This is a genomic window from Nocardia sp. NPDC019219 (assembly GCF_040632645.1).
Taxonomy (GTDB): Bacteria; Actinomycetota; Actinomycetes; order Mycobacteriales; family Mycobacteriaceae; genus Nocardia; species Nocardia sputorum.
The window spans coordinates 432,607-457,433 of the sequence record NZ_JBEYCG010000003.1 but is presented as its reverse complement, the minus strand read 5'-3'; the positions used below and the strand labels follow the sequence as shown (position 1 = coordinate 457,433).

Below are 24,827 nucleotides of genomic sequence, written 5' to 3'. Positions count from 1 at the left end.
GCTGCCCCTCTTCCTGAACCGAACCCATCGCGGTACCGCGCGCACGGTGCGATCAGGACAGGCTAGCCTAATCCGCTGCGCGACTCACCGATACCGGCACCGAAACGGCAGCGTTAGGGCGCATTTTCCGCAAACGTTCCCACTCGCCTCGAGCGCGCCTGCCTGGGACTGCCGCGTTCAACCGCTCGAAATTATGCGTTTCTGCTATATTTTCTTCGACTCGATTAGGTAAGGCTTGCTTCACTAAGTCCGAAGGGTTACCTTCGCATGATAACTCGTGACCCCTGCTTTTCGAACCGATGCGAAGAAGGGATACCCGGTGAAAAGCGTTCTCTCCGAACGTAAGACGCTTCACCCCCAAGATCTCGAACGACGGGAGTTGTCCCCCGGAGCCGGCCGCGCGGTGCGCGCGCTCGCCAGGGAGATCTCCGCCACACTCGATCTGGCCCTCGCCGATCCCGCCGCCGCCGCGCGCACCCTCACGGACCCGGCGCTCATCGAACGGATCGATGCCGGCGCCGCGGCGCTTCCCGCCGAGGTGCGCCACGCCATGCGTCCGCCCGCCACCACGGCCGGCGCGACCGTCGTAGGCCGTCTTCCCGTGGCCGACAACGAATTCGGTCCCACGCCGCCGAGCTGGCGGGAAGCGGCGCGCTGGAGCGGTGATCCGGCGCGGCGCGCGCACTCGTTCGAACTCGATGTGGTCATGCTGCTGCTCGCGCGCAGTGCGGGCGAGCCGTTCGGCTGGCAAGGCCAGCAGGACGGACGTCTGGTCAACAACATCGTCCCGGCAGCCGGTCACGAGCACGAACAGTCCGGCGCCAGCAGCGCGGTGCTGCTGAGCCCGCACACCGAGGACGCCTTTCATCCGCGGCGCGCCAACCTGCTGATGCTCGGCTGTCTGCGCAATCCGGATCTGGTCGGCACCACCGTGTCGTCGGTGCGGCGCATCGAGCTGTCCACCGCGCAGCGTGAGCTGCTCAGCACACCGACACTTCCGATCCTGCCGGACGTCTCCTACGGTGACGGACACGAAAACTACGCCGCGCCACCGATTCCGACGCTGTGGAGCGCCGACGGAACCGAGGGTCAGACCCTGCGCTACGACCCGGCGTACACCCCGCTCTCCGACGCCGGTCCGGAATTCCGCGCCGCCTACGAGCACCTCGCCGCCGAACTCGAACGCGTATGCGTGACCGCCGCACTTTCCCCCGGTGAGCTGCTGCTGGTGGACAACGACGTCGCCGTGCACGGCCGGGTGCCGTTCACCGCGCGGTACGACGGCACCGACCGGTGGCTCAAGCGAGTGAACATCCGGCTTCCGGAACGTCGGCGCCGGGCCGAGGAAGCCGACGAGAATGGCTACGGGCAACAAACCGTGGCCCCGTTCCGAACGGCGGACACCCCGCCGGTCGAGAGCGGCACTCAGGAGCGGGATGCAGTACGACATGATCGAGGACCCCTTGAGCACGCGTGACCGAAGCACACCCCTGCGGGTGTTGAGCCGCAGCGACCTCGCCGACGTGCCGATCACACCGGCCGCGGTGGTGCGCGCGGTGGAAGAGGCGTATCTGGCGCTGGCGGCGGGTGATTCGGACAACCCGCGCAAGCTGAGCGTCGCGAATCCGGACGGCTGGTCGGTCGCCTACGCCATGCTCGGCCGGGACGGCCGCAGGCGCGTGGTGGCGATGAAGACCTCCTACAAGTTCGACCCCGGCCACGATCGCAGCACCAAGCGGTATTACACGACCATCACGCTCTACGACGACAGCACCGGTGCGCCGATCGCGATGATGGACTGCGCGCGGGTCGGCGCGCTGCGCACGCCCGCCGTGTCGGCCCTGCTGGTGCGCGAGACGATCCGCCGCGGCGCGGAGAGCGTGCTGCTGATCGGCACCGGAACCCAGGGGCGCAACGCCCTGCCGCATCTGCTCGCCGCGAACCCGCAGCTGCGCAAACTGATGGTGTACGGCACGCATCCCGAGGGGCTGGAAGCCGTGCACCGCGGGCTCGCCGAGCACCACCCGCACGCGCTGCTCGAGACCGTCACCGATCCGCGCGCCGCCGCGGCGACGGCCGACGTCGTGCTGGCGACGGCGGGCCCGGCCACCGAGGTAGCGCTCGAATCCGACGACCTGGCACCGGGTTCGGTGGCGGTGCTGGTCGGTTACGGGCTCGCGCCCTCCACGCTCAACGATGCCGACCGCGTGATCGCGACCAGCGCCGAGCAGATGGCGCTGACCGGCACCGACATGGCGGGCCCCGACGGCGCGCTGCGCCCGGTGGACGCCGAGCTGCCGCAGATCCTGAATCGCCGTGCGGTCGCGCGCCGCTCGGACGAGGAGCGCGTCTTCGTCTACAACAGTGGACTGGTGCTGACCGACATCGCGGTCGCGCACGCGCTGGCCGAGCGGGCGATCGCCGAAGGCCGCGGTACGGAGGTGCCGCTGTGGGATTAGCGCACGGAGGTGCCCGGTGGGTCTAGAGCACGTGAGTGTCGCCGTGGAGCCGGGGGCCGAGGCGAACGAGTCGATCGGCGCGGCGCCGATGCCCGCGCATCTCGACCCGTGGGAGCGCCGCCTGCTCGCCGATCCGGACCTTCTCGCAGACCTGGCTTTCGCGATGGGCGGCCCGTTCCACGTCATGTATCCGGCGCGAGTCGGTCACAACATCCGGGCCTTTCGCGCCGCTTTCACGCACGCCGGGGTGCACGGCACGATCTACTACGGCAAGAAGGCGAACAAAGCCGGGTGCGTCGCGCGGGCGTGCGCGGAGAACGGGGCGGGCGTCGACGTCGCCAGCGTCGGCGAGCTGACCGCGGCGCTGGCGCAGGGCGTGCGCGGCGCCGATCTCATGGTGACCGGCCCCGCCAAGGCGGGCGAACTGCTGTGGCTGGCCGCCCGGCACGGCGCGCTGATCGCGGTGGACGACCTCGGCGAGATCGGCAGGCTCGCCGCGCTGGCCACCGCGAGTGAGCCCGCGCGCGTGCTGATCCGCGTGCTGCCCGCGGCATCGGCCAGCCGGTTCGGCATGACACCTGACGAAATCGAGGACGCACTGGCGATCCTGGGCGGGCACGATTCGGTCCGGCTGGAAGGCTTCAGTTTTCACCTCTCCGGCTACGACGCGGTGGCGCGGGCGGAGCTGGCGGGCGAGCTGATCGCCCGCTGCCTGCACGCGCGCACGCTGGGACATCCGGCCACCACGGTGTCGATCGGCGGGGGCTTCGGGGTCGACTACGTCGCGGCGGACGCCGCGCTGGAGTTCACCGCGGGTGTGAACAGACAGTGGTTCCACTCCGGGAAGTCCTTCGATTCGTACTACCCGTACCACTTTCCCGTGCCCGGCGCGGCCATGCTCGCCCAGATTCTCGACCACGACGATCTCGCCGGACGACTGCGGGACAACGCCGTGCGCCTGGCGATCGAACCGGGACGCGCGCTGCTCGCGCACGCGGGATGCACCGTCTTCCGCGTCCAGGGCAGCAAGACCAGGCATGCGCACGGCCGGTCCTACCGGTTGCTCACCGTCGACGGCACCAGCCTCAGCCTCTCGGAGCAGTGGTTCGACAGCGAGTACCTGCCCGATCCGGTGCTGTGGCCCGAGCGGCCCGGCGACCTGACACCGACCAGTGTCGGCGCGGCCACCTGTCTGGATTCCGACATGCTGAGCTGGCGGCGGGTGCCGCTGCCCCGCGCCGCCGAGGTCGGCGACCTGCTGATCTACCCGAATACCGCCGGCTACCAAATGGATTCGAACGAGTCCGCCTTCCACGAACTGCCCATCCCACCGAAAGTCGTACTGCACGACGCGCCCGGCGACCGCTTCCGCTGGACCCGCGACGGCAGCTGACCCGACTTCCCCGACCCGAAACAGGAGACATCAATGCCGCTCGTCACGCGCGTGACGGATCTGATCGGCCGCACGCCGCTGTTCGAGCTCGCGGCCACCGCGACCGGCACCCGCCTGCTGCTCAAACTGGAGCAGTTCAACCCCACCGGCGCGGCCAAGATCAGAATGGCGCGCGAAATGGTGCTCGACGCCGAGCGGCGCGGTTTGCTGCGCAGTGGCGGACATATCATCGAATCCACGTCCGGCAACACCGGGCTCGGCCTCGCGGTAGTTGCCGCCGAACGTGGGTATCGCTTCACCGCAGTGGTCGACCATCACGCATGTAAGGACAAACTGCGCGCGATGCGGGCAATGGGTGCGGAACTGGTGTACGTCGCCGACGAGGGCGACGACAACCTCGCCACCTCGGCACGGGAGGACCTGGCCGAGGCGATGGCGGCCGAGCGGGACGACGCGTACTTCACCGAGCAGCACAACAACGACGCCAACGCGGTGGGCTACTACCCGGTGGCGGAAGAGTTGCTGGAGGACGTCGAGCGGGTCGACATCCTGCTGTCCGCTGTGGGCACCGGAGGCTCGCTGTTCGGCACCGCGACCCGGCTGCGACAGCTGGGTTGCACTCCCCACGTGATCGGCGTGGAGCCGGTCGGCTCGATCGCCTTCGGCGGGCCGGGCGGCCCGTACTGGCAGTCGGGCACCGGCACCCCGCCGGGCGCCACCATCGGCACCGCCGTCGACTACTCGCTGCTGGACGAGGGCGTGAAGGTCACCGATGTGGCGGCCTTCGCGACCGCCCGCGCGGTGGCCGCCGAACTGGGCCTGATGATCGGCGGGTCGGCGGGCGGGTCGGTACACGCCGCGCTCACCCGGCTCGAGGAGTTCCCGCCGGGCTCCACCGTGGTCACCATCGTGTGCGACGGGGGGGAGAAATACCTGGACACGGTGTTCGACGACGACTGGATGACCGAGCGCGGCCTGCTCGACCCCGGCACCGAACGCGAGGTCGCCGTGCTGCTGCGGCGCTACGCGCCCGCCGCCCGCAACGCACTGGTGCAGGCGCGGTGAAGTCCGGTCGCCCGCGCAAGACGACGCTCTCGCCCTCTGCGAAGGAGAACCGGTGATCGTGACGAGTTTCCGCGGCGACGGCGGGCGGCTCACCGCGCTCGCGACGCCCATCGCGCTGACCCAGCTGGCCCAGATCGCGGTGTCGACCACCAACATCGCGCTGATGGGCACGCTCGGCGTGCGCCAGGTGGCCGCGGGCGGGCTGGCGATCGTGCTGTTCAACCAGATCCGCACCATGTGCGTCGGACTGATCACCGCCAGCGGCAACCAGATCGCCACCGCGGTGAGCGCGGCGGGCAAGCGCGGTGATTCGCCGGATCCGGAGATCCGTGACCTGCTGCGCTCGAGTTTCGCGATCGCCACGGTCGCCGGTCTGCTCGGCGGCGCGGTGCTGATCGGGCTCGGTTGGGTGCTGCCCTGGCTCGGGCAGGACCCGGGCGTGCTCGCCGACGCCCGTCCGCTGCTGGTGGCGCTCGCTCCGGGCCTGCTGCCCTGCCTATGGTTCCAGGTCCTGCGCCAGTACACGGTCGGAATGCAGCGCCCGCAGGCGCTGCTGCTGGTCACGCTCGGCTCGGTGGTGCTCAACCTGGTGCTGGCCTTCGGCCTCATCCACGGCAAGGGCGGGTTGCCCGCGCTCGGGCTGACCGGCATCGGGGTCGCGACCTCGCTGGTCTTCCTGATCACCTTCGGCGTGTTCTGGGCGATGGTGTGGCACGACGACGAACTCGGCCGCACCCTGCCCAGGACACCGCTGCCGGTGCGGCTCAGCACCGTGCGCGCCGAGCTTCGACTGGGCACGCCGATCGCGCTCACCTACGGCTCCGAGGCCGGCATGTTCTCGGTGCTCGCGCTGGTCATGGGCAGCATCGGCCCGGCGGCGCTGGCGGCGCACAACGTCGTCTACCAGATCATCTACATCGTCTTCCAAGTGGCGATCGGCCTCTCGCACGGTGCGTCGATCCTGGTCAGCCACGCGGTCGCGCGGGACGAGCACGCGCACGCCCGCGCGCTGGCCTGGCTGGCGCTGCGGCACGCCGCGGTGATCGCGGCGGTGACGGGCACGGTCTACGTGCTCGCGCCCGATCTGGTGCTGCGACCTTTCCTGGATTCCTCGGATGCCGACACCATCCGCGTCGCGCACACCCTGCTGCTGATCGGCATCGTGCTGCAGTTCTTCGACGCCGCGCAGAACATCGGCACCGGCCTGCTGCGCGGGCTGAAGGCGACCAACGCGGGCTTCCGGCTCTCGCTGATCGGCTATTGGGGCGTCGGCCTGCCCGTCGCCCTGCTGCTGGCCTACCCGGCCGGGCTCGGCGCGGCCGGCGTCTGGTGGGGCCTGACCGCGGGCTTGTCCACCACCGCGATCCTCATGCTGCGCCGCTACTTCGTGTTGCTCGGTGAGCGGGAACGCGACCGGCCCCGCCTGCTCCCGGAGACCCTCACCACCCAGAGCTGATCGGTCCCGATCGCGCGGTGCGGCGCCTCGGGCCGGGGCACTCCCAATCGCCCCGGCCCCGGGCAATCGGCGGTAGGTCGAATCCCTTTCGGTGCGCGACGGCGCTTTCCCGTCTCGAGACTGCCCCGGGCAACCGGCGGTAGGTCGAATCCCCTCCGTGCGCGACGGGCGCTTTCCCGTCTCCGAGACTGCCCCGGACACCGCCGCGAGAGGGCGGGCGGCCGCGAGCGCGTCGCACCATCCGATGGGAGGCTCGAGACCCTGGTCGGTCCGCGGCGGCGACGTTGTGCGGGAGTTCGCGATCGCACGTTCCGGCACCGGCGGTCCCGGACGCCGGAACTCGGTCGGAGTCCGCTCCAGCACTGCCGAACGACGCGACGCGCACGCACGGGGTGCGCGGCGAGTTCGTCGATCACCGCCGTGGAAAACGGGGCGTCACGTAGCGTTGAAGGGTCGTCGGTCGGGCCGAATGCGTGCGCGCGGCCCGGGATCGGGAGGTGCCGGATGCTCAGCGTGTTCTCCTCGCCGGGGCATTACGTGCAGGGCCGGGACGCCACCGCCGCGCTCGGCGCGGAGATGACGCGGCTCGGCATCGGGGGTCCGGTGCTCATCGTGGCCGGATCCAGCGCCTTCCGGCTGCTCGCCGACACCTGGGAGCGCTCACTGACCGACGCGAAGATCGCCTATTCGATCCATCTGTCCGGCGGCGAATGCAGCCGGGCGGAGATCGCGCGGATCGCCCACGCCGCCGAGGAGACCGGCAGCACGGTCGTGCTCGGCGCGGGCGGCGGCAAGGTGCTCGACGCGGCGCGCGCGGTCGCCGACGATCTCGACCTGCCGATGATCAGCTGTCCGAGCACCGCCTCCAGCGACGCGCCGTGCAGCGCGCTGTCGGTGATCTACACCGATGCCGGCGAGTTCGAGGCGTATCAGCTGGTCCGGCGGAATCCGGCGCTGGTGCTGGTGGACACCTCGGTGGTCGCGCAGGCGCCCGCCCGGCTGCTCGCCGCGGGAATGGGCGACGCCCTCGCCACCTGGTTCGAGGCACGCACGTGCAGCGCCGCGCAGGTGCGCAACATGCGCGGCGGGGCCTCCACGCGCAGCGCCACCGCGCTGGCCGAACTCTGTTACCGCACGCTGCTGGCCGACGGTGCGCAGGCGCTGAGCGCCGTCCGCACGCACAGCGTCACACCGGCGCTGGAGCGCGTCGTGGAGGCCAACACCCTGCTGTCCGGGCTCGGCTTCGAATCGTCGGGGCTGGCCGCGGCGCACGCCGTGCACAACGGTCTCACCGCCGCCGCGCGGACGCGTCCCTTCCTGCATGGGGAGAAGGTCGCCTTCGGCACCGTCACCCAACTGGTGCTCGAGGGCGCGCCCGCCGCGGAGATCGCTACGGTGCTCGATTTCTGTGCCGCGGTGGGCTTGCCGACCACGCTCGCCGCGCTCGGGCTGGCCGATGCCGATGAGGAGACGCTGACGGCCATCGCGACCCGGGCGACCGCGCCGGGCGAGACCATCCACAACGAGCCCTTCGAGGTGGACGCCGCGATGGTCGTCGACGCCCTACGCGCCGCCGATGCCCTCGGTCAGTGACGAATCCCACACCGGCTGCCGTTTTCCCAGCGTCCGACACCGAAACCTCACCTTCCCGCAAGCGTGTCTTCACCAACCGTCGGGAAACCTGTCCGTAACCGACGCTATCGTGGCGACGGAGCCAAGCCAATGGCGGGCAAACCGCCAGGAGGGATTCGGTCCGGTGGCCATCACCAGAGTCGCGGAGTATCCGCGTCCGGATCACGTGTTGTTCCATTTCAGCGACACGCATCTCATCGCGGGCGACGACCCCCTGTACGGCGATGTCGACGCCGACCTGCGGTTACGGCAACTGCTCGAACAGGCCGCGGCGAGCCGGATCCGGCCGACCGCGATAGTGTTCACCGGCGACCTCACCGATCGGGGCGAGCCCGCCGCGTACGCCAAGCTGAAGTCGATCGTCGAGCCATTCGCCAGAAGTTTGCAGGCTCCGATCGTGTGGGTCACCGGCAACCATGATGACCGCGCCGCTCTGCGCGCCCGCCTGCTCGGCGAGTACCCCACCACTTCCCCGCTGGACCGGGTGCATCTGATCGACGGCCTGCGCATCGTCGCCCTGGATACCTCCGTCCCCGGCCACCACTACGGCGAGATCTCCGACGACCAGTTGGCGTGGCTGCGCTCGGTGCTGGCCGAACCCGCCCCGTTCGGCACCATCCTGGCCATGCACCACCCGCCGGTGCCGTGCGTGGTGGATCTCGCCGTCACCGTGGAACTGCGGGATCAGCGCCGGTTGGCCGACGTACTGGACGGCAGCGACGTGCGCGCGATCCTCGCCGGGCACCTGCACTTCTCCACCAGCGCGACCTTCGCGGGCATCCCGGTCTCGGTGGCCTCGGCCACCTGCTACAGCCAGGATCTCGGCGTTGCGCAGGGCGGCCTGCGCGGTCGTGACGGCGCGCAGGCCTTCAACTACGTGCACATCTACCCGGACACCGTGGTGCACTCGGTGGTGCCCATCGAGCGCGGCAGCACGGTCGGCGCGCCCGCCACGCCGGAGGAGGCGCAGCGGCGGTTGACCCAGGAGGGCATCGTGATCCCGCCCGCCGCGCGCATCCCGCACGTCATGCGGCGCCCTGCGTCGACTCCGGAAGCGGATGACGAGGCGGTGTGCTGAGCCGCTCCCACGGCGCCGCCTCGGGGTAGTACCCCGCCAGGAACTCCGACACGATCCGCACCCGTTCCGACTCGGCGACCTCCGGGAAACTGCCGTCGTTGAGGCAGAAGAAGTCGACGTCGCGATGGCGCGCCAGACCGTCCAGCAGGGACAGGCCGCTGTAGCTGGTGGTGTCGACGTACCGCACCTTCGCCGATTCCTGCGGCACCGCCCGCCCGGTCAGCAGGGCGTAGTAGTGATACAGCGAGTTGGTGACCGAGATGTCGGTGGCCGCCCGGAACCGGCTCGCACTCGTGCGCGCGAAGTCGGCGGCGAACTCCTCCTCCATCTCCAGCAGCACGCTGCGCCGCAGCGGCACCGGCGTGTGCTCCAGGTGCCGGGTGATGACATAACCGAAACGATCGGCCAGCAAGGCCCGGTTGACCCGCGCCGCGTTCTCGAAACCGCTGCGCCGCTCGTTGTTGCCGCCCGGACCGATCCTGGTATCCGCTTCGATGAACCGGCTCACGCCGCCCGGGGTGAAGAACATCGACGGACGTACCGGCCGCGCGAAGAACATGTCGTCGTTGGAGTACAGGAAGTGTTCGCTGAGCCCGTCGATGTGCTGCAACTGGCATTCCACCGCGTGCGAGTTGAACACCGGCAGACCGCTGAGGTCCCGGAAATGGTCCACCGCCCGCACCACGGTCACCTTCGGATGCGCGGTCAGCCAGTCCGGCGGCGTGGAGTCGGTCGCGATGAAGATCCTGCGGATCCACGGCGCGTTCTTGTGCACCGACCGCAGCGCGTACTTCAGCTCGTCGATCTGCCGGATCCTGGCCTCCGCGTCGTCGCCCTCACCGACCACGACCTGGGCGAGCATCCCGGCGCGGCGGGCGCGGAATTCCGGATCGGAGCCGTCCACCCAGGAGAACACCAGGTCGATGTCGAAGCCGACGTCACCGGTCTGCGGCGCGAACATGTCGACCAGGGTGGGCCAGGTCCGATCGAACAGCCGCACTTGCGTGCGCTGGACGTCGGCGAGGTCGAAGACCGTCCGGGTCAGCGCGTTCGGGCGCGGACAGGTCACCGTGTCACCGTGGTACTCCCACAGCTCCAGTTCGACGTGATGCGCCGGATCGTGGTCGCGTCCGAGCCGGAAGATGTTGTGCCGCAATTCCACACAGGAGAATCCGGCCGACATCGCCGCGGCGGTCACCCGGCGCACCATCGGCCGATGCGCCGCGTCGGCCGCCAGCACCAGCCGGTGCCCGCTGTCGCGCACGAGCAGGAACGGCACCTCCGCGGCCGCCAGCTCCGCGCGCAGATAGCCGAGATCCTCGATCATCGCCGCGGACACGGCGAAGTTGCTCGCCATGGCCCGCGTCACCATCTCCACCGCCCCCGAATCCACTGCTCCCCTGTCCGTCATGACTGCCTCCACATCCGTCTGTTCACCGGTTTACGACTGGTCCGGGGCACCGCGCCGAGCCGCGAGTCCGCCGATGCGAGACATCGGCGAGAGACGACCGCGCCCAGCGCGGTGACATTCAGACGTGGGGAAGGGAGCCGAAGCGGGCGTACGAATTGACCACCTGGCATGCAGACGACTGGTAGACCATTTCGTTTTCACCTCACTCACGGCCGGACGCGCGAAGCGTCATGAATGGAAGCGCTGCACTCGTGGCGGGAACTCGACCGCACGGGCGGCAGCCGCGGAGCCGGACAGTCATCGGCCGGCGGGAAGGTCGGCCCGGAAAACACCGGGCACCTCTAGGAATGATGCAACGCGCCGGAGATTCCGTCAATCGGCGCAGTTGAAACGCCTGCGCTCCGCTCTCCCCCGCCGAGACCGATCATCCGATGACGTCGCAGCACATCCTTCGCTATAGTTAGGGTAGGCTCACCATATTGATGCGAGAAGGGGTCGTACCGGTGCGTGTCGTCATTCTGTTCGGAACCGAGATGGGCACCGCGGAGTCCGCGGCGGACAGCATCGCCGAGGAGCTGCGCGGCGCGCACGACGTCTCGGTGCACGACATGACGGACTTCGGCGTCGAGGAACTGGACGTCCGCGACTTCCACATCGTCGTGTGCTCAACCTATGGCGACGGCGACCTGCCGACCGGCGCCGAGCCCTTCGCCGACGCGCTCGACCGCGCCGCGCCGGACCTGAGCGGACTGCGGTTCGCCGTCTTCGGGCTCGGTGACACGGTGTACGGCGACACGTTCAATCGCGGCGGCGAGATCATCGCCGAGAGGCTCGCCGACCGCGGCGCCGTCCAGGTCGGCGAGCACGCGCGGCATGACGCGTCGACCGAGGTCCGCGTCAAGGACATGGCGCGGCAGTGGGCCGCCGCGCTCGACATCCCCGCGCCGGTCTCGGCCTGACCGGCAGCGGCCGCGGGCCGATGCTCCCGGAGTGCGGTCCGGACAAAGCGCACAGCGCCAGCGCGTAAGGCGCACAGCACCTTAGACTGCTATCAAGCGCGGACAGCCCGCCGCGCTCGACGATCCATGAGGTGACGAAGATGGCAGCCGGAGCGAGCCCCGCCCAACGTCAGCACAACTCGACAGATCATCCCGAGCTGGACGTGCTCCCCGAGTGGCCGCTGGAGACGATCGGCGTGCTGGTGACGACCGATCCTGCGCCGCACGCGATTCCGGTGTCCTGGCCGGTGCGGGCCGGTGACCGGCGCATCCTGCTCAGCCTGAAGCACGACCGCGGTTCGCTGGCCCGGCTGCGCGACCATCCCGAGGTGGCGCTGCTGATCCTCGGCGGCGGCAATGTGGCGATGTGCGCCCGGGGGACCGCGCATGTGGTCGCCGAGCAGATGCCCGGCGCCGACGATTACGTCGCCGTCCGCATCGACGTCGACGTGATCGATGATCATCGCCAGTCGGCCTTCGCGGTCGTGCAAGGCATCCAGCGCACGGTGCTCGACGACCAGAGCGAACTGCGCGCGCTGCAGGGCCGGGTCAGCACCCTGCAATCCTGGGCCGATCACCAGAACTGAAATCCGCCCGACGTTTTCCGGGCGCAAGAAAGAGGCGGCACCGGCCGTGCCGCGCGGAAGGGGATCATGAGCGTCACTCTGGCCAAAGGCGGCAACGTCTCGCTGTCGAAGCAGGCCGCTAATCTCACCAAGGTGTCGGTGGGGCTCGGCTGGGACGTGCGCACCACCACCGGCGCCGACTACGACCTCGACGCCAGCGCGCTCGCCTGCGGACCGAACCTGAAAGTGCTGTCCGACCAGCACTTCATCTTCTACAACAACCTGCGTTCGCCCGACGGCTCCATCGAGCACACCGGCGACAACCTCACCGGCGCGGGCGAAGGCGACGACGAGGTGATCAACGTCGACCTCACCGCGACGCCGCCGACCATCACCAACATCTTCTTCCCGGTGTCCATCCACGACGCCGACGCGCGCGGCCAGTCGTTCGGCCAGATCCGCAACGCCTTCATCCGCGTCGTCGACGCCACCACCGGCGTCGAGCTGGCTCGCTACGACCTCACCGAGGACGCGTCCACCGAAACGGCCATGATCTTCGGCGAGCTGTACCGCCACAACAACGAGTGGAAGTTCCGCGCCATCGGCCAGGGCTACGCCTCCGGTCTCGCGGGCATCGCACGGGATTACGGCGTCAACGTCTGAGATTCTCCGGTTCATCGCCGCGCGGGTCTTCCACGCGCAGAGGTATCCCGGAAGACCCGTACGCAGGCTGTGCGTTTGCCCGACGTCAACCGCAGCAAACCGGGTCGTCGCACGGGTCGCCGACCTCACTGCCATAGGCCACGAAATGCCGCACCGGAGCCAAGACCTGCTCGACGCTGGAGGCATCCAAGGGCGGTGCGGAGCGGGCACTCGGTCGATCCCATCCGGGCGGTGTGTCGTCGATGTCGAAACGCGGTGCGCCGTCGATGAACAAAGTCCACAGCGGGTGGTCGGGGAAACCGTTCACTCGGAGGACCCACCACCGGCCCTCGACATGGGCGGCGACGGGGAATTTGCCGTTTCCGGTCGATTGCCATCGCGGGCGTGCATTCAGTTCGGGGTACGGCATTCTCTCAGTGTCCCTGATCCGGGCTGTGGCAGACCGTGCGTCTTCGGGGCGCGGCCCCTACTCGTTGTCCGGCCAGAAGGCGCGCCAATCCGCCGCGGTCAGCGGAAGACGTTCGCCGCGCTCCTTTTCCGCCGCGTCCTCCGCCGTGCGGATGGCGGCGGCGAAGGTGAGAGTCGCCTTGCGGAGACGTTCTTCGGCACTGTCCGGGCCGCCCAGGTGCACGATCAGGAGCGCTTCGGGGACGAGGTCGGGCGGCAGGCCCGCCTTGGTGCTACGGGAGACGACCTTCTCGGCGAGGGCCAGGGCGGGCTGAGCCATGGCGATGCCGTCCAGGCAGGAACGACGGGACTTCTCGGCGGATTTGCGCTCTTCCCAGGCGCGCTCCTGGGCGGCGATCTTCTCGGCCACCGAGGCGCCGGGACCGATCGCGGAGTCCACGAGGTGCGGGCTGCGGTTGACCAGCTTGGCGACCAGGGCTGCGGCGACGTCGTCGACGGTGAATTCGCCCGCCGCCTCGGCGATCCTGGAATGGAACAGCACTTGCAGCAGCAGGTCGCCGAGTTCTTCCTTGATCGTCTCGGCATCGTCGTGCTGGATGGCGTCGAGCAGCTCGTAGGTTTCCTCGAGCAGATAGGGTCGCAGCGAGTCGTGGGTCTGGGTGACTTCCCAGCCGCCGAAATGCCAGAGGCGGTCCATGACCTCGACGGCTCCGGCCAGTCCCGCCGCGACCACCGCGGTGTCGGTGCGCGCGACCGCGGCACCGTCCGGCGCGGCACGATCCACAGTCTCGGAAGCGCGGTGCCGGGCGGCCCGCAGGACGGACTCGTCGCGAGTCGAGCTCATCGCGGCGCCATCTCGGCGGCCACGGTGAGGTCGACCGCGCCCTGCGCCTTCCCGTCCAACGCCAGCAGCAGGTCGGCGACGAACTGCAGCAGCACCACATCCCGGACCCGCTCGGCCCCGACACTGTCTTCGACGCGCGGCAACGGAAGCTGCACCACCCCGGACGCGGCACGGTATCCGGCGCTCGGGTAGAGCCGCTCGAGGCGCAACTGCTTGGAATCGGGCAGGTGCAGCGGCGAGATCTTCAAGGTGGTCCCGGTGACGGCGATCTCGGTCACCTCGTACTCGCGGGCGAGCAACCGCAGCTTGGCCACCGAGACCAGGCGCCCGACCTCGACGGGCAGCGGGCCGTAGCGGTCGACGAGTTCCTCCACGACTTGCGCCAGCGCTGAATCATCCTGCGCCGCAGCGAGTTTGCGGTACGCCTCCAGGCGCAACCGGTCGCTGGCGATGTAGTCGGGCGGGATGTGCGCGTCGACGGGCAGGTCGATGCGGACCTCCTTGACCTCCTCGGTGGTGATCGGCTTGCCGTCCGCAGCGGCGCGATACGCTTCGACGGCCTCGCCGACCAGCCGCACGTAGAGATCGAAGCCGACACCGGCGACGTGGCCGGACTGCTCGGCGCCGAGCACGTTGCCCGCGCCGCGGATCTCCAGGTCCTTCATCGCGACCGCCATACCCGCGCCGAGGTCGGAGTTCTGCGAGATGGTGGCCAGACGGTCGTAGGCCGTCTCGGTGAGCGGCTTCTCCGGCGGGTACAGGAAGTAGGCGTAACCGCGTTCGCGACTGCGCCCGACCCGTCCGCGCAACTGGTGCAACTGCGAGAGGCCCAGCGCATCGGCGCGTTCCACGATCAACGTGTTGGCGTTGGAGATGTCCAGGCCGGTCTCGATGATCGTGGTGCACACCAGCACGTCGTATTCGCGCTGCCAGAAACCCTGCACGGTGGACTCGAGCGCGTCCTCGTTCATCTGACCGTGCGCGACCACCACACGCGCCTCCGGCACCAGATCGCGAATCCGCTTGGCCGCCTTGTCGATCGACGACACCCGGTTGTGCACGTAGAAGACCTGGCCGTCGCGCAGCAGCTCGCGGCGGATGGCGGCGGTGACCTGCTTGTCGTTGTAGGCGCCCACGTAGGTGAGCACCGGGTGGCGTTCCTCCGGCGGGGTCAGGATGGTCGACATCTCGCGGATCCCGGCCAGGCTCATCTCCAGGGTGCGCGGGATCGGGGTGGCCGACATGGTGAGCACGTCGACGTGTGTGCGCAGCGCCTTGATGTGCTCCTTGTGCTCGACGCCGAACCGCTGCTCCTCGTCGACCACGACCAGACCGAGGTCCTTCCAGCGCACGCCGGTCTGCAGGAGCCGATGGGTGCCCACCACGATGTCGACGCTGCCGTCGGCCATCCCCTCCAGCACGGCGCGGGCCTCGGCCGGATCGGTGAAGCGCGACAGGCCCTTCACGGTGATCGGGAAGCCCGCGACGCGCTCGGTGAACGTCTGCAGATGCTGCTGCGCCAGCAGCGTGGTCGGCACCAGCACGACGACCTGCTTGCCGTCCTGCACCGCCTTGAACGCCGCGCGCACCGCGATCTCGGTCTTGCCGTAGCCGACGTCGCCGCAGACCACGCGGTCCATCGGGACCGGCTTCTCCATGTCCGACTTCACCTCGGCGATGGCGGTCATCTGGTCGACGGTCTCGGTGAACGCGAACGCGTCCTCCATCTCCTTCTGCCACGGCGTGTCCGGGCCGAAGGCGTGGCCGGGCGCCGCCTGACGGGCCGCGTACAACTGCACGAGCTCACCCGCGATCTCGCGCACGGCCTTGCGCGCCTTGCGTTTGGTGTTGGCCCAATCCGAGCCGCCGAGCTTGGACAGTCCGGGCATCTCGCCGCCGACGTAGCGGGAGAGCTGATCGAGCGACTCCATCGGGACGAACAGCCGGTCGCCGGGCTGGCCGCGCTTGCTCGGCGCGTACTCGATCACCAGGTACTCGCGGCGGGCGCCGCCGACGGTGCGCTCGATCATCTCGACGAACTTGCCGATGCCGTGCTGGTCGTGCACCACCATGTCGCCCGCGCTCAACGCGAGCGGGTCGACCTGGTTGCGGCGCTTGGCCGGCATCCGCTTGCCTTCGGCCGGCGCGGTGACCCGGTTGCCGGTGAGGTCGGACTCGGCGACGACCACCAGTCCGGCGTCCTCGAACACCAGCCCGTCGTGCAGCGAGCCGCACAGCACGCCCACCACGCCCTCGTTCGGCTCGGCGCCCGTCGCCAGCGCGGCGGCGGGCACGTCGGCATCCGCGAGCCGTTCCAGGATGCGCTGCGCCGTGCCGTGACCGGCGACCACCACCACGGCTCTGCCGCCGGTCGTGACGTGGGCGCGCAACGAGGCGAACAGGGTCGCCACCAGTTCGTCGGACCCGCGCGCGGCGGGGCCGGGCAGCACCCGCAGCACCACCTCGGACGAATTCCCCGAGGCCAGCGGGCTCAGCGTCCACCACGGCAGGCCTTGCCGGTCGGCGCTGGCGTGGATCTCGGTCAGCGGGCGGTAGGCCGAGGCGGCCAGGTCGAGGCCGTGGCCGCCGAGCGGCGCGGCGCCGCCGAACGAGGCGGCCGTCCAGGAGGCCTCGAGGAATTCCTCGCCGGTGCGCACCAGGTCGGCCGCGCGGGTGCGAATCTTCTCCGGATCGCACAGCAGCACGTGCGTTCCCTCCGGCAGCACCTCGGTGAGCAGGCACAATCGTCCCGGTCGCAGCACGGGCAACAGCGCTTCCATGCCCTCGACCGGGATGCCCTGCGCCAGTTTCTCCAGCATCTCCACCAGCGCCGCATCCGCCGCGTTGGCGACGGCGACCTCGGCGGCGCGCTCGCGCACCTCGGGGGTGAGCAACAGCTCCCGGCACGGCTGCGCGACCACCACGTCCACCGCGACGTCCGGCAGCGAGCGTTGGTCGGCGACGGCGAACGGCCGCAGTTCGGTGACCTCGTCGCCCCAGAACTCCACACGCACCGGGTGGTCGGCCGTGGGCGGGAAGACGTCGAGGATGCCGCCGCGCACCGCGAACTCGCCCCGCTTGCCCACCATGTCGACCCGGGTGTAGGCGAACTCGACCAGCCGCACGAGCAGTTCGTCGAAGTCCAGCTCGGCACCGACGCGCAGCACGATCGGCTCGATGTCGCCGAGCCCGCCCGCCATCGGCTGCATCAGCGACCGCACCGTGGTCACCACGACGCGCAGCGGCGCGGGGAAGTGCGGGTCGTCGGGATGGGCGATCCGGCGCAGCACCTCCAGCCTGCGCCCCACCGTGTCCGCACCGGGTGAGAGCCGCTCGTGCGGCAACGTCTCCCAGGACGGGAACTGCGCGACCGCCGGGCCGAGCATCTCCGTCAGTTCGACGGTCAGATCGTCGGCCTCCCGCCCGGTGGCCGTGACCACCACCAGCGGCCGCTCGCCCGCCAACCGCGCCGCGACGAACGGCCGCACCGCCGACGGCGCGACCAACTCGACCGACGAGGTGCCGATCAGCTCCGTAACGGTCCGTAGCGAGGTATCGGCACCAGCCGCGGCGGCCAGTCCCGCCAGCGGCGGACGGTGGGTGGACATCGACAACTCCTGAGCGCAGGCGACACGTTTCGAGCGGCCCACCGAGTCTAGTGAAGCGAGCATCTCGTTTTCGCAGCGCCCGCACCGCGACGCGGCGGCGGTCCAGCGCCCGAGCACCCATCCGCACACTTCACGACCGTCACCCCGCCGCATGTTCCAGCTGATAGCGGCGGAACCAGGATCGAGCCGCACCGAGAAGCACCCAGCCGGGGAAGCCGTCGGCGACCCACGCCCACGCCGACCCGACACCGGGTTCCGAGGATCCGAGACAGCGCCTGCACCGGTTCACGGCCCGACTACAGCTCATGTCCGAGCCACCACAAGCCGCAGACCCGCAGGGACCAGCACACCAGGCGAGTCCCCGGGCAACCACGCACGCGGCGAGCCCGAGCCCGCTCAGCCGTTCCGGGCCGAGAGCGTCATAGCGCGAGTGCGAACGCCGACGTGCCCGGCGCACCGCAACCACGTCTTCCGAGCGAAGCGAGACCGAGCATGCGCGTTCGCGGCCCGGCTCGCGTTCGAGCGGCCGACGCGTACGCGACGAAGGAGCAAGCGGCGGTCGCTCGAACGCGAGCCACCAAGGGGCCGCGAACACGCCGCGACGAAGTCGCGGCCGAATATCACGGCACGTAGCGCCGCAGTCTCCTGGCCGCGAACTCCCTGAAGTACGAAAGCTTTTCGGGTGGCACGATGGCCGGGAGCAGGAAGTACCAGGCGCGCTCCATCCGGACCGCCATCTGGTCGATGGACTCGGTGCCGACGGCGATGATGTGCACGCCCGCGGCCATCTCCTGCCACAGCAGGCCGATGACCTCCGCGTCCAGGTCGGCGATCAGGTCGCCCTGGGCGATGGCGCGCTCGGCGAGCAGCCGGTAGGTGTCGCCCCAGTTCTTGGCGATGTTGTCGCCTTGGGCGCCGCGGTAGTCGCCGATCTGGTGGGTCAGCTTCAGCATGGCGCCGACCATCGGATCGTTCATGGATAGATCGGCGACGACGTAGGTGATGCCGATGCACGCTTCCAACGCGGGCACCCGGGGATCGAAGAAGCCCTGACACGAGCTGGTCAGTCGCTCGTTGCCCTGGTCGACCACGGCGCGCGCCAGCTCTTCCTTCGAGCCGAAGTGAAAATACAAGGCGCCCTTGGTGACATTGGACTGCGCGATGATCTCGCTCAGGCTCGCATTCGCATATCCCAAGCGCAGAAAGACATCGGCAGCGCCTGCCAGGACGGAGTCGCGGGTGATCTCCGCGCGCGCTTGCCTAGCCATCAGATCCGCCTGTCATCCTAAAAACCAGCCATCCTGAAGTAGACCGACATCCCGAAGTTGACCGACTTACCGCCCGAACAGCACCCAAAGGATGGGTGAACCGTACCACCAGGCGCGCGCCCAGCAGCCAATTCGAGCATTCGGCAAGACCTGTCGCGCAATTTGCTGGTTAACAATCCGGGTCACTCACCGGCGCCCGCGCGCCATTCCGAACTCAACTGCGGATCGGCCTCCAGATGGCTGAGCCCGTTCCAGCACAGGTTCACCAAGTGGGCCGCCACAACCTCTTTCGACGGTTTGCGCTCGTCCAGCCACCAGGTCGCGGCGGTGGCGACCTGGCCGACGAGCGCCTGCGCATAGAGGGTGGTCAGGCTGGTGTCGAACCCGCGGCGCGCGAAATCTCCGGCCAGGATGTGCGCCACCTGATTGGTCGCCTCGTTGAGCAAACTGGAGTACCGGCCCTCCGCGGCGGCGGCGGGCTGATCGCGCACCAGAATTCGAAACCCGTCGGTTCGTTCTTCGATGTAGGTCAGCAGCGCCAGCGCGACCTGTTCGAGCCGGATCCGCGACCGGTTGCGGGTGAGCGAGGAGGTGATCATGTCCAGCAGCATCGACATCTCCCGGTCGACGACCACCGCGTACAGCCCCTCCTTGCCGCCGAAGTGTTCGTACACCACGGGTTTGGAGACCTGGGCGCGTTGCGCGATCTCCTCGATGGACGTCGCGTCGTAACCGCGTTCGGCGAACAGCGCGCGCCCGATCTCGATCAGTTGCTGACGCCGCTGGGTGCCGGTCATTCGTGGCCGGGACACTCGATGCGACTCACCCGAAGACACCCCTGCTCCTCCGCCCTCTCCGCGTTGTGGCCGGTCGTGCGTGCCTCGACGGTTCCCTCCGAGCCGACGATCGCATGCCATCGGCGCGTCGCGGGCGAGCCCGGCGAGTTGCCCGCGTGCGTGCCGAGTCAGCCGCCGCACCGAAGCTCCGGCGCGCGACACCGACATTCGGATACCACTGTCCCAGACCGGTCGGCGGTCCGCCCGACCGCCCCGGTGTTCCCCACGCGAAAAATCAACACGGTCCGGGACCCGGCTCGAACACACGGTCGCATTGCCGTCGACGCGCCGGCCGACCTCGCGTCCACCTGGGAGCGGCACACCGCGCGACCGCGGGCCGGCCTGCGCGGATGGACGCGTATCGCACGCTCCTCCCCTGGTCCGGCACGAATACCAGAAGCGACCGACAGAACAATTCGCGGGGAGGCGGGCGAGTATGCGAGGATTCATCCCGTGCCGTGGCACAGCGGCGGGGGTTTCGCCAACCGCCGGTGTGGCAATCCGCCGTGGTGTAATGGCAGCACATCTGATTTTGGTTCAGAGAGTTCAGGTTCGAGTCCTGGCGGCGGAGCTCGAGAGCACGATGACTTATCGTTGGCCCGCACATCGCTGACCAAGCACGACGACAGCCCAGCACGAGGACAGGCAGCCGAGGGAGATCCATGCCACAGCAGACCGCCGTCGTCGTTCTCGCAGCCGGTGCCGGGACACGAATGCGGTCGAAGACCCCCAAGGTACTGCATTCGCTGGCCGGTCGGAGCATGCTCGCGCACGCGCTGCATGCGGCGAACGAGATCGACCCCGCGTACCTCATCACCGTGGTGGGGCACGATCGCGAACAGGTCGGCGCGGCGGTGACCGCGGTCGCCGACGACCTCGGCCGGGAGATCACCCCGGCGATCCAGGAACAGCAGCTGGGCACCGGGCACGCGGTCCAGTGCGCGCTGGCTGCCCTGCCGGTCGGATTCACCGGTGACGTGCTGGTCACCTCCGCCGATGTGCCCCTGCTGGACGGGCACACCTTGTCCGCGCTGCTGGACGAGCACCGCAGCTACGCCGAACGCCCCGCGGTCACGGTGCTGACCTTCGTCCCGGAGGACCCGAACGGCTACGGCCGCATCGTGCGCGACGCGGAGGGCCAGCTGGCCGAGATCGTCGAGCACGCCGACGCCACGCCGGAGCAGGCCGCGATCACCGAGGTGAACTCCGGTGTCTACGCGTTCGACGCCGCGATCCTGCGCACCATGATCAGCCGACTGTCCACCGCCAACGCCCAGCACGAGCTGTACCTGACCGATGTGCTGCGCCTCGCTCGCGAAGCCGGTCACCCGGTGCACGGCGCCCGGCTGGTCGACGCGGCCAAGGTCACCGGCGTCAACGACCGGGTGCAGCTGGCCTCGGCGGCGCGCACGCTCAACCGCTACATCCTGGAACGCCACATGCGGGCGGGCGTCACGATCTTGGATCCGGCCTCCACCTGGGTGGACGCCAGCGTGCGCATCGGAAGGGACGCGCTGCTGCGCCCCGGTGTGCAGTTGCTCGGCAACACGGTCGTCGGCGAGGACGCCGAGGTGGGCCCGGACAGCACGCTCACCGACGTGGTCGTCGGCGACGGAGCGAAGGTGATCCGCACCCACGGCGAGGGCGCCACCATCGGCCCGAAGGCCACCATCGGCCCGTTCGCCTACCTGCGTCCCGGCACCATCGTCGGCGACGCGGGCAAGCTCGGCGCGTTCGTCGAGACCAAGAACGCCTCGATCGGCGCGCATTCGAAGGTTCCGCACCTCACCTACGTCGGCGACGCCACCATCGGCGAGCACAGCAACATCGGTGCGTCCAGCGTCTTCGTCAACTACGACGGCGTGACCAAGCACCACACCGTCGTCGGGTCGCACGTGCGCACCGGCAGCGACACCATGTTCGTCGCGCCGGTGACGGTGGGTGACGGAGCCTATACGGCGGCGGGTACTGTACTGCGCAGAAACGTTCCGCCCGGAGCTCTCGCGGTGTCCGGTGGACCGCAGAAGAACATCGAGGGCTGGGTGCAGCGACACCGTCCAGGGACGGACGCGGCCCGCGCGGCGGCGGAAGCCATCGCGGCCAAGGAGATGTCGGGTCAGGCAATAGAGCAAAAGGATGGCAATCAGCAGTGACCGCGTCATGGATCGATAACCAGAAGAACCTGATGCTCTTCTCGGGACGCGCCCATCCTGAGCTGGCCGAGCAGGTCGCCAAGGAACTCGACGTCCACGTCACGCCGCAGGTCGCGCGGGACTTCGCCAACGGTGAGATCTTCGTCCGGTTCGAGGAGTCGGTCCGCGGTTCCGACGCCTTCGTGCTGCAGAGCTTCCCCGCGCCGCTGAACCAGTGGCTGATGGAGCAACTCATCATGATCGACGCGCTCAAGCGCGGCTCGGCCAAGCGGATCACCGCGGTGCTGCCCTTCTACCCGTACGCCCGCCAGGACAAGAAGCACCGCGGCCGCGAGCCCATCTCGGCTCGCCTGGTCGCCGATCTGCTGAAGACCGCGGGCGCCAACCGGATCATCACCGTCGACCTGCACACCGACCAGATCCAGGGCTTCTTCGACGGCCCGGTCGACCACATGCACGCGCAGGTGCAGCTGGCGGAGTACATCCGCACCAACTACAGCCTCGAGCACATCACCGTCGTCTCCCCCGACTCCGGCCGCGTGCGCGTCGCCGAGAAGTGGGCCGACTCGCTGGGTGGCTCACCGCTGGCCTTCATCCACAAGACCCGCGACCCGCTGGTGCCCAACCAGGTGAAGTCCAACCGCGTGGTCGGCGAGGTCGAGGGCCGCACCTGCATCCTGATCGACGACATGATCGATACCGGCGGCACCATCGCGGGCGCGGTCAAGGTGCTGAAGGACGCCGGGGCGGGTGACGTGGTCATCGCCGCGACCCACGGCGTGCTGAGCTCCCCCGCGGCCGAGCGCCTCGCGAACTGCGGAGCCAAGGAGGTCGTGGTGACCAACACGCTGCCGCTGACCGAGGAGAAGAAGTTCCCGCAGCTGACCGTGCTGTCCATCGCGCCGCTGCTGGCGCGCACCATCCGCGAGGTCTTCGAAAACGGCTCGGTCACGGGCCTTTTCAACGGCAACGCGTAGCCTGCGCACTGCCTGAAACGGCGGTTCGGACTCCGGTCCGGGCCGCCGTTTTCGCGTTCGCGTTAGCCGCGGCGATCGGTGGGGATACTGGGGGTATGGACCGTGACCCGTTGGAGACCGAGATGGGGGACGACGACCAGGAGGACGAGATCCGCGAGTATCAGCGCAACATCGAGGATCCGCCCGAGGACCTGCGCATCCGCTACCACGAGGACGAGGACGACGGCAGGCTCGGCATCGGCGACGAGCTGGATCAGGAGTGGACTTCGAGCGACCGCAGCCGCGAGGACGAGGAGGACGACACCCGGTCCGCCGAAGTGGCCGCTATCGAGATCGTCGACGACGAGGACCTCTGACACCCCGACGCGCCGCTTAGTAGCAATCGACTATCACGAAGCGTCCGTCGTGGTAGGCATGGTTGCGTGACCGGGACGACACGAGGAGGCTGCGATGAGCACGCCGAAGGAGCCGGACCACGACGAGCGGCGACCGGCGGAGTCGCCGTCGCAGCAGACCGGGGAGACCCCCGGCGACGAGCCCGCCCCGCCGCTGACCGGCGCCGCTCCGGCCCAGACACCCGGCGGACAACCCACCGAGCACGATCCCGCCGCCGCGCGGCCGCCGGAGGCCGAGCCGGGACCCGCGGACCAATGGTGGCAGTCGAGCGGCGCGCCGCCCGCGGAACCGCTGGGCGGCCAATGGGGCGCCGAGCCCAGCGGGCAGCCCGCCGAACCCCGCCCTTGGGGCGCCAACGGCGGAGGTGATCAGCAGTCCTGGGGCGCCGAACCCGCCGCGCCGGGGATACCGCTGTCGGGTTCCGCGCCCCAGCCTCCCAGCGACGAATCGACGCAGCGGTTCACCCCTGACGAGCACACGCAATACGGGGCGGGCGGGCAGCCGCCATACCCGCCGGGGCAACCCGCCGACGCTCAGCCGCCGTATCCGCCGAGCGGGCAACCGCAGTACCCGGCGGGCGGGATGTACGACTATCCGGCGTCGGGACAGCAGCAGCCACAGTACGGCTACCCGTCCTATCCGCAGCAAGGGTACGAGCCGTACGCCACCCCGCCGCGACAGCCGGGCAGTCAGGTGTACTCGATCATCGGGTTCGTCTGCGCGGTCACCGCCGTACTGTTCTGCCCGATCCTGTTCGGGCCGGCCGGGATAATCCTCGGCATAATCGGACACAACAAGGGCGAATCGCTTGGCAAATGGGCAGCGATCGCCGCGGCCGTCGGCATGGTGATCGGCTTCATCGTGGGATTCGCCGTGTTCGGCGGAGACTTCACCACGTAGATTTTCGGTATGCGTCTTTTCGGTGGCACCAGCGTGGCGGGTGCGCGAGCATGACCGGATTCGCGGGCTTCCCGCTGGCCGGGCTGGACTTCTACGAAGACCTGGAGGCCGACAACTCCAAGGCGTTCTGGACCGCGCACAAGAAGATCTACGACGAGTCGGTGCTCGCGCCGATGAAGTCGCTGGTGGCCGAGTTGGAGCCGGACTTCGGGACGGCCAAGATCTTCCGGCCCTACCGGGACGTGCGGTTCGCCAAGGACAAGTCGCCGTACAAGACCGCGCAGGGCGCGGTGGTGCGCGCCGGTGCGGGTGTCGGCTGGTATGTGCAGATCAACGCTGCGGGCCTGTACGTCGGCGGCGGCTTCTACCAGGGCTCGCCCGACCAGCTCGCACAGCTGCGCGCCACCATCGACGACGAGGTGCGCGGCCCCGAGCTGGCGGCGATCCTCGCGAAACTCGCCGACGCGGGTTTCACCATCGGCGGCGAGAAACTGAAGACCAAACCCAAGGGCTACGACGCCGACCACCCGCGCATCGACCTGCTGCGACACAAATCCATCACCTGCGGCCGCGAATTCGGCGCGCCCGCCTGGCTGGACACGCCTCGGACGGCGAAAGAGGTCCGCGCCGCGTGGGAGACGATGCGGCCGCTGGTCGAGTGGCTCGCGGCGGTGGTCGGCGGCGCACCGTCGTGGTGACCGCCGACCGCCGCGTGG

Annotated in this window: 21 protein-coding genes and 1 tRNA gene; 16 read left to right on the top strand and 6 right to left on the bottom strand. The window is 69.4% G+C overall.

Annotation, left to right across the window (positions count from 1 at the left end; translation table 11 throughout):
- Positions 1 to 319: 319 nt before the first annotated feature.
- The 7 genes from ABZ552_RS09265 (at position 320) to ABZ552_RS09235 (ending at position 9,083) form a co-directional block, all read left to right on the top strand.
- On the top strand, positions 320 to 1,477 hold the full coding sequence (locus ABZ552_RS09265; RefSeq protein WP_281917279.1) for a TauD/TfdA family dioxygenase: 1,158 nt from the start codon (positions 320 to 322) through the stop codon (positions 1,475 to 1,477).
- Positions 1,449 to 2,459 carry an ornithine cyclodeaminase family protein gene (locus tag ABZ552_RS09260; protein WP_281880751.1) on the top strand — a complete coding sequence of 337 codons (1,011 nt, stop codon included), beginning with the start codon at positions 1,449 to 1,451 and terminating at the stop codon, positions 2,457 to 2,459. The genes ABZ552_RS09265 and ABZ552_RS09260 overlap by 29 nt, the downstream gene beginning before the upstream one ends.
- Positions 2,460 to 2,475: 16 nt before the next feature.
- Positions 2,476 to 3,852 (top strand): alanine racemase, encoded by a 1,377-nt coding sequence (locus ABZ552_RS09255; RefSeq protein WP_357436329.1) that lies wholly within the window; start codon positions 2,476 to 2,478, stop codon positions 3,850 to 3,852.
- Between the two features lie 33 nt (positions 3,853 to 3,885).
- Positions 3,886 to 4,917 (top strand): cysteine synthase family protein, encoded by a 1,032-nt coding sequence (locus tag ABZ552_RS09250; RefSeq protein WP_281877594.1) that lies wholly within the window; start codon positions 3,886 to 3,888, stop codon positions 4,915 to 4,917.
- A gap of 52 nt (positions 4,918 to 4,969) precedes the next feature.
- The gene (locus ABZ552_RS09245) at positions 4,970 to 6,373 is read left to right on the top strand and encodes an MATE family efflux transporter (RefSeq protein ID WP_281877593.1); all 1,404 of its coding nucleotides are present in this window, start codon (positions 4,970 to 4,972) and stop codon (positions 6,371 to 6,373) included.
- 504 nt (positions 6,374 to 6,877) lie between these two features.
- A complete protein-coding gene (locus ABZ552_RS09240; protein ID WP_281877592.1) occupies positions 6,878 to 7,966 on the top strand; it encodes a glycerol dehydrogenase in 1,089 nt (362 codons plus the stop codon).
- A 163-nt stretch (positions 7,967 to 8,129) separates the two neighbouring features.
- On the top strand, positions 8,130 to 9,083 hold the full coding sequence (locus tag ABZ552_RS09235; RefSeq protein WP_281877591.1) for a phosphodiesterase: 954 nt from the start codon (positions 8,130 to 8,132) through the stop codon (positions 9,081 to 9,083).
- Here the strand turns inward: ABZ552_RS09235 and ABZ552_RS09230 are convergent.
- Positions 9,031 to 10,455, bottom strand: coding sequence for a stealth family protein (locus ABZ552_RS09230; protein ID WP_281880749.1), 1,425 nt, complete (start codon positions 10,453 to 10,455; stop codon positions 9,031 to 9,033). The genes ABZ552_RS09235 and ABZ552_RS09230 overlap by 53 nt on opposite strands.
- Positions 10,456 to 10,997: 542 nt before the next feature.
- On the opposite strand from ABZ552_RS09230, the gene ABZ552_RS09225 reads away from it, so the two are divergent.
- The 3 genes from ABZ552_RS09225 to ABZ552_RS09215 all read left to right on the top strand — a co-directional run bounded on the left by ABZ552_RS09225 (position 10,998) and on the right by ABZ552_RS09215 (position 12,721).
- Positions 10,998 to 11,453, top strand: coding sequence for a flavodoxin family protein (locus ABZ552_RS09225; RefSeq protein ID WP_281917277.1), 456 nt, complete (start codon positions 10,998 to 11,000; stop codon positions 11,451 to 11,453).
- A 140-nt stretch (positions 11,454 to 11,593) separates the two neighbouring features.
- Positions 11,594 to 12,079: a hypothetical protein gene (locus tag ABZ552_RS09220; protein WP_281880748.1), complete on the top strand. Its 486-nt coding sequence runs from the start codon at positions 11,594 to 11,596 to the stop codon at positions 12,077 to 12,079.
- A 66-nt stretch (positions 12,080 to 12,145) separates the two neighbouring features.
- On the top strand, positions 12,146 to 12,721 hold the full coding sequence (locus ABZ552_RS09215; protein WP_281877587.1) for a TerD family protein: 576 nt from the start codon (positions 12,146 to 12,148) through the stop codon (positions 12,719 to 12,721).
- Between the two features lie 85 nt (positions 12,722 to 12,806).
- Here ABZ552_RS09215 and ABZ552_RS09210 read toward each other — a convergent pair whose 3' ends face one another.
- The 5 genes from ABZ552_RS09210 to ABZ552_RS09190 form a co-directional block, all read right to left on the bottom strand.
- Positions 12,807 to 13,130 carry a hypothetical protein gene (locus tag ABZ552_RS09210; RefSeq protein WP_281877586.1) on the bottom strand — a complete coding sequence of 108 codons (324 nt, stop codon included), beginning with the start codon at positions 13,128 to 13,130 and terminating at the stop codon, positions 12,807 to 12,809.
- Between the two features lie 57 nt (positions 13,131 to 13,187).
- Entirely contained in the window at positions 13,188 to 13,826 is a 639-nt protein-coding gene (locus ABZ552_RS09205; protein WP_281919496.1) for a MazG family protein, read from the bottom strand.
- A 143-nt stretch (positions 13,827 to 13,969) separates the two neighbouring features.
- Positions 13,970 to 17,581 carry a transcription-repair coupling factor gene (mfd, locus tag ABZ552_RS09200; RefSeq protein ID WP_357436326.1) on the bottom strand — a complete coding sequence of 1,204 codons (3,612 nt, stop codon included), beginning with the start codon at positions 17,579 to 17,581 and terminating at the stop codon, positions 13,970 to 13,972.
- Between the two features lie 620 nt (positions 17,582 to 18,201).
- Positions 18,202 to 18,849 (bottom strand): TetR/AcrR family transcriptional regulator, encoded by a 648-nt coding sequence (locus tag ABZ552_RS09195; protein WP_063021525.1) that lies wholly within the window; start codon positions 18,847 to 18,849, stop codon positions 18,202 to 18,204.
- A 182-nt stretch (positions 18,850 to 19,031) separates the two neighbouring features.
- A complete protein-coding gene (locus tag ABZ552_RS09190) occupies positions 19,032 to 19,646 on the bottom strand; it encodes a TetR/AcrR family transcriptional regulator (RefSeq protein ID WP_281880745.1) in 615 nt (204 codons plus the stop codon).
- A gap of 539 nt (positions 19,647 to 20,185) precedes the next feature.
- On the opposite strand from ABZ552_RS09190, the gene ABZ552_RS09185 reads away from it, so the two are divergent.
- The 6 genes from ABZ552_RS09185 to ABZ552_RS09160 all read left to right on the top strand — a co-directional run bounded on the left by ABZ552_RS09185 (position 20,186) and on the right by ABZ552_RS09160 (position 24,809).
- A tRNA-Gln gene (locus tag ABZ552_RS09185) sits at positions 20,186 to 20,256 on the top strand.
- A 91-nt stretch (positions 20,257 to 20,347) separates the two neighbouring features.
- A complete protein-coding gene (glmU, locus tag ABZ552_RS09180; protein ID WP_281917275.1) occupies positions 20,348 to 21,838 on the top strand; it encodes a bifunctional UDP-N-acetylglucosamine diphosphorylase/glucosamine-1-phosphate N-acetyltransferase GlmU in 1,491 nt (496 codons plus the stop codon).
- Positions 21,835 to 22,815, top strand: coding sequence for a ribose-phosphate diphosphokinase (locus ABZ552_RS09175; protein WP_281877582.1), 981 nt, complete (start codon positions 21,835 to 21,837; stop codon positions 22,813 to 22,815). The genes glmU and ABZ552_RS09175 overlap by 4 nt, the downstream gene beginning before the upstream one ends.
- 95 nt (positions 22,816 to 22,910) lie before the next feature.
- Entirely contained in the window at positions 22,911 to 23,171 is a 261-nt protein-coding gene (locus tag ABZ552_RS09170; protein WP_357436323.1) for a hypothetical protein, read from the top strand.
- A 94-nt stretch (positions 23,172 to 23,265) separates the two neighbouring features.
- Positions 23,266 to 24,111: a hypothetical protein gene (locus ABZ552_RS09165; protein WP_357436321.1), complete on the top strand. Its 846-nt coding sequence runs from the start codon at positions 23,266 to 23,268 to the stop codon at positions 24,109 to 24,111.
- A 50-nt stretch (positions 24,112 to 24,161) separates the two neighbouring features.
- Entirely contained in the window at positions 24,162 to 24,809 is a 648-nt protein-coding gene (locus ABZ552_RS09160) for a DUF2461 domain-containing protein (RefSeq protein ID WP_281877577.1), read from the top strand.
- The last annotated feature ends 18 nt before the right edge of the window (positions 24,810 to 24,827 follow it).

Coding starts and splice junctions, on each gene's coding strand:
- ABZ552_RS09260 (WP_281880751.1), top strand. CDS start 1,449: ATGATCGAGGACCCCTTGAGCACGCGTGACCGAAGCACACCCCTGCGG.
- ABZ552_RS09250 (WP_281877594.1), top strand. CDS start 3,886: ATGCCGCTCGTCACGCGCGTGACGGATCTGATCGGCCGCACGCCGCTG.
- ABZ552_RS09240 (WP_281877592.1), top strand. CDS start 6,878: ATGCTCAGCGTGTTCTCCTCGCCGGGGCATTACGTGCAGGGCCGGGAC.
- ABZ552_RS09230 (WP_281880749.1), bottom strand. CDS start 10,455: ATGGTGACGCGGGCCATGGCGAGCAACTTCGCCGTGTCCGCGGCGATG.
- ABZ552_RS09220 (WP_281880748.1), top strand. CDS start 11,594: ATGGCAGCCGGAGCGAGCCCCGCCCAACGTCAGCACAACTCGACAGAT.
- ABZ552_RS09215 (WP_281877587.1), top strand. CDS start 12,146: ATGAGCGTCACTCTGGCCAAAGGCGGCAACGTCTCGCTGTCGAAGCAG.
- ABZ552_RS09210 (WP_281877586.1), bottom strand. CDS start 13,130: ATGCCGTACCCCGAACTGAATGCACGCCCGCGATGGCAATCGACCGGA.
- ABZ552_RS09205 (WP_281919496.1), bottom strand. CDS start 13,826: ATGGACCGCCTCTGGCATTTCGGCGGCTGGGAAGTCACCCAGACCCAC.
- mfd (WP_357436326.1), bottom strand. CDS start 17,581: ATGTCCACCCACCGTCCGCCGCTGGCGGGACTGGCCGCCGCGGCTGGT.
- ABZ552_RS09195 (WP_063021525.1), bottom strand. CDS start 18,849: ATGGCTAGGCAAGCGCGCGCGGAGATCACCCGCGACTCCGTCCTGGCA.
- ABZ552_RS09190 (WP_281880745.1), bottom strand. CDS start 19,646: ATGACCGGCACCCAGCGGCGTCAGCAACTGATCGAGATCGGGCGCGCG.
- glmU (WP_281917275.1), top strand. CDS start 20,348: ATGCCACAGCAGACCGCCGTCGTCGTTCTCGCAGCCGGTGCCGGGACA.
- ABZ552_RS09170 (WP_357436323.1), top strand. CDS start 22,911: ATGGACCGTGACCCGTTGGAGACCGAGATGGGGGACGACGACCAGGAG.
- ABZ552_RS09165 (WP_357436321.1), top strand. CDS start 23,266: ATGAGCACGCCGAAGGAGCCGGACCACGACGAGCGGCGACCGGCGGAG.
- ABZ552_RS09160 (WP_281877577.1), top strand. CDS start 24,162: ATGACCGGATTCGCGGGCTTCCCGCTGGCCGGGCTGGACTTCTACGAA.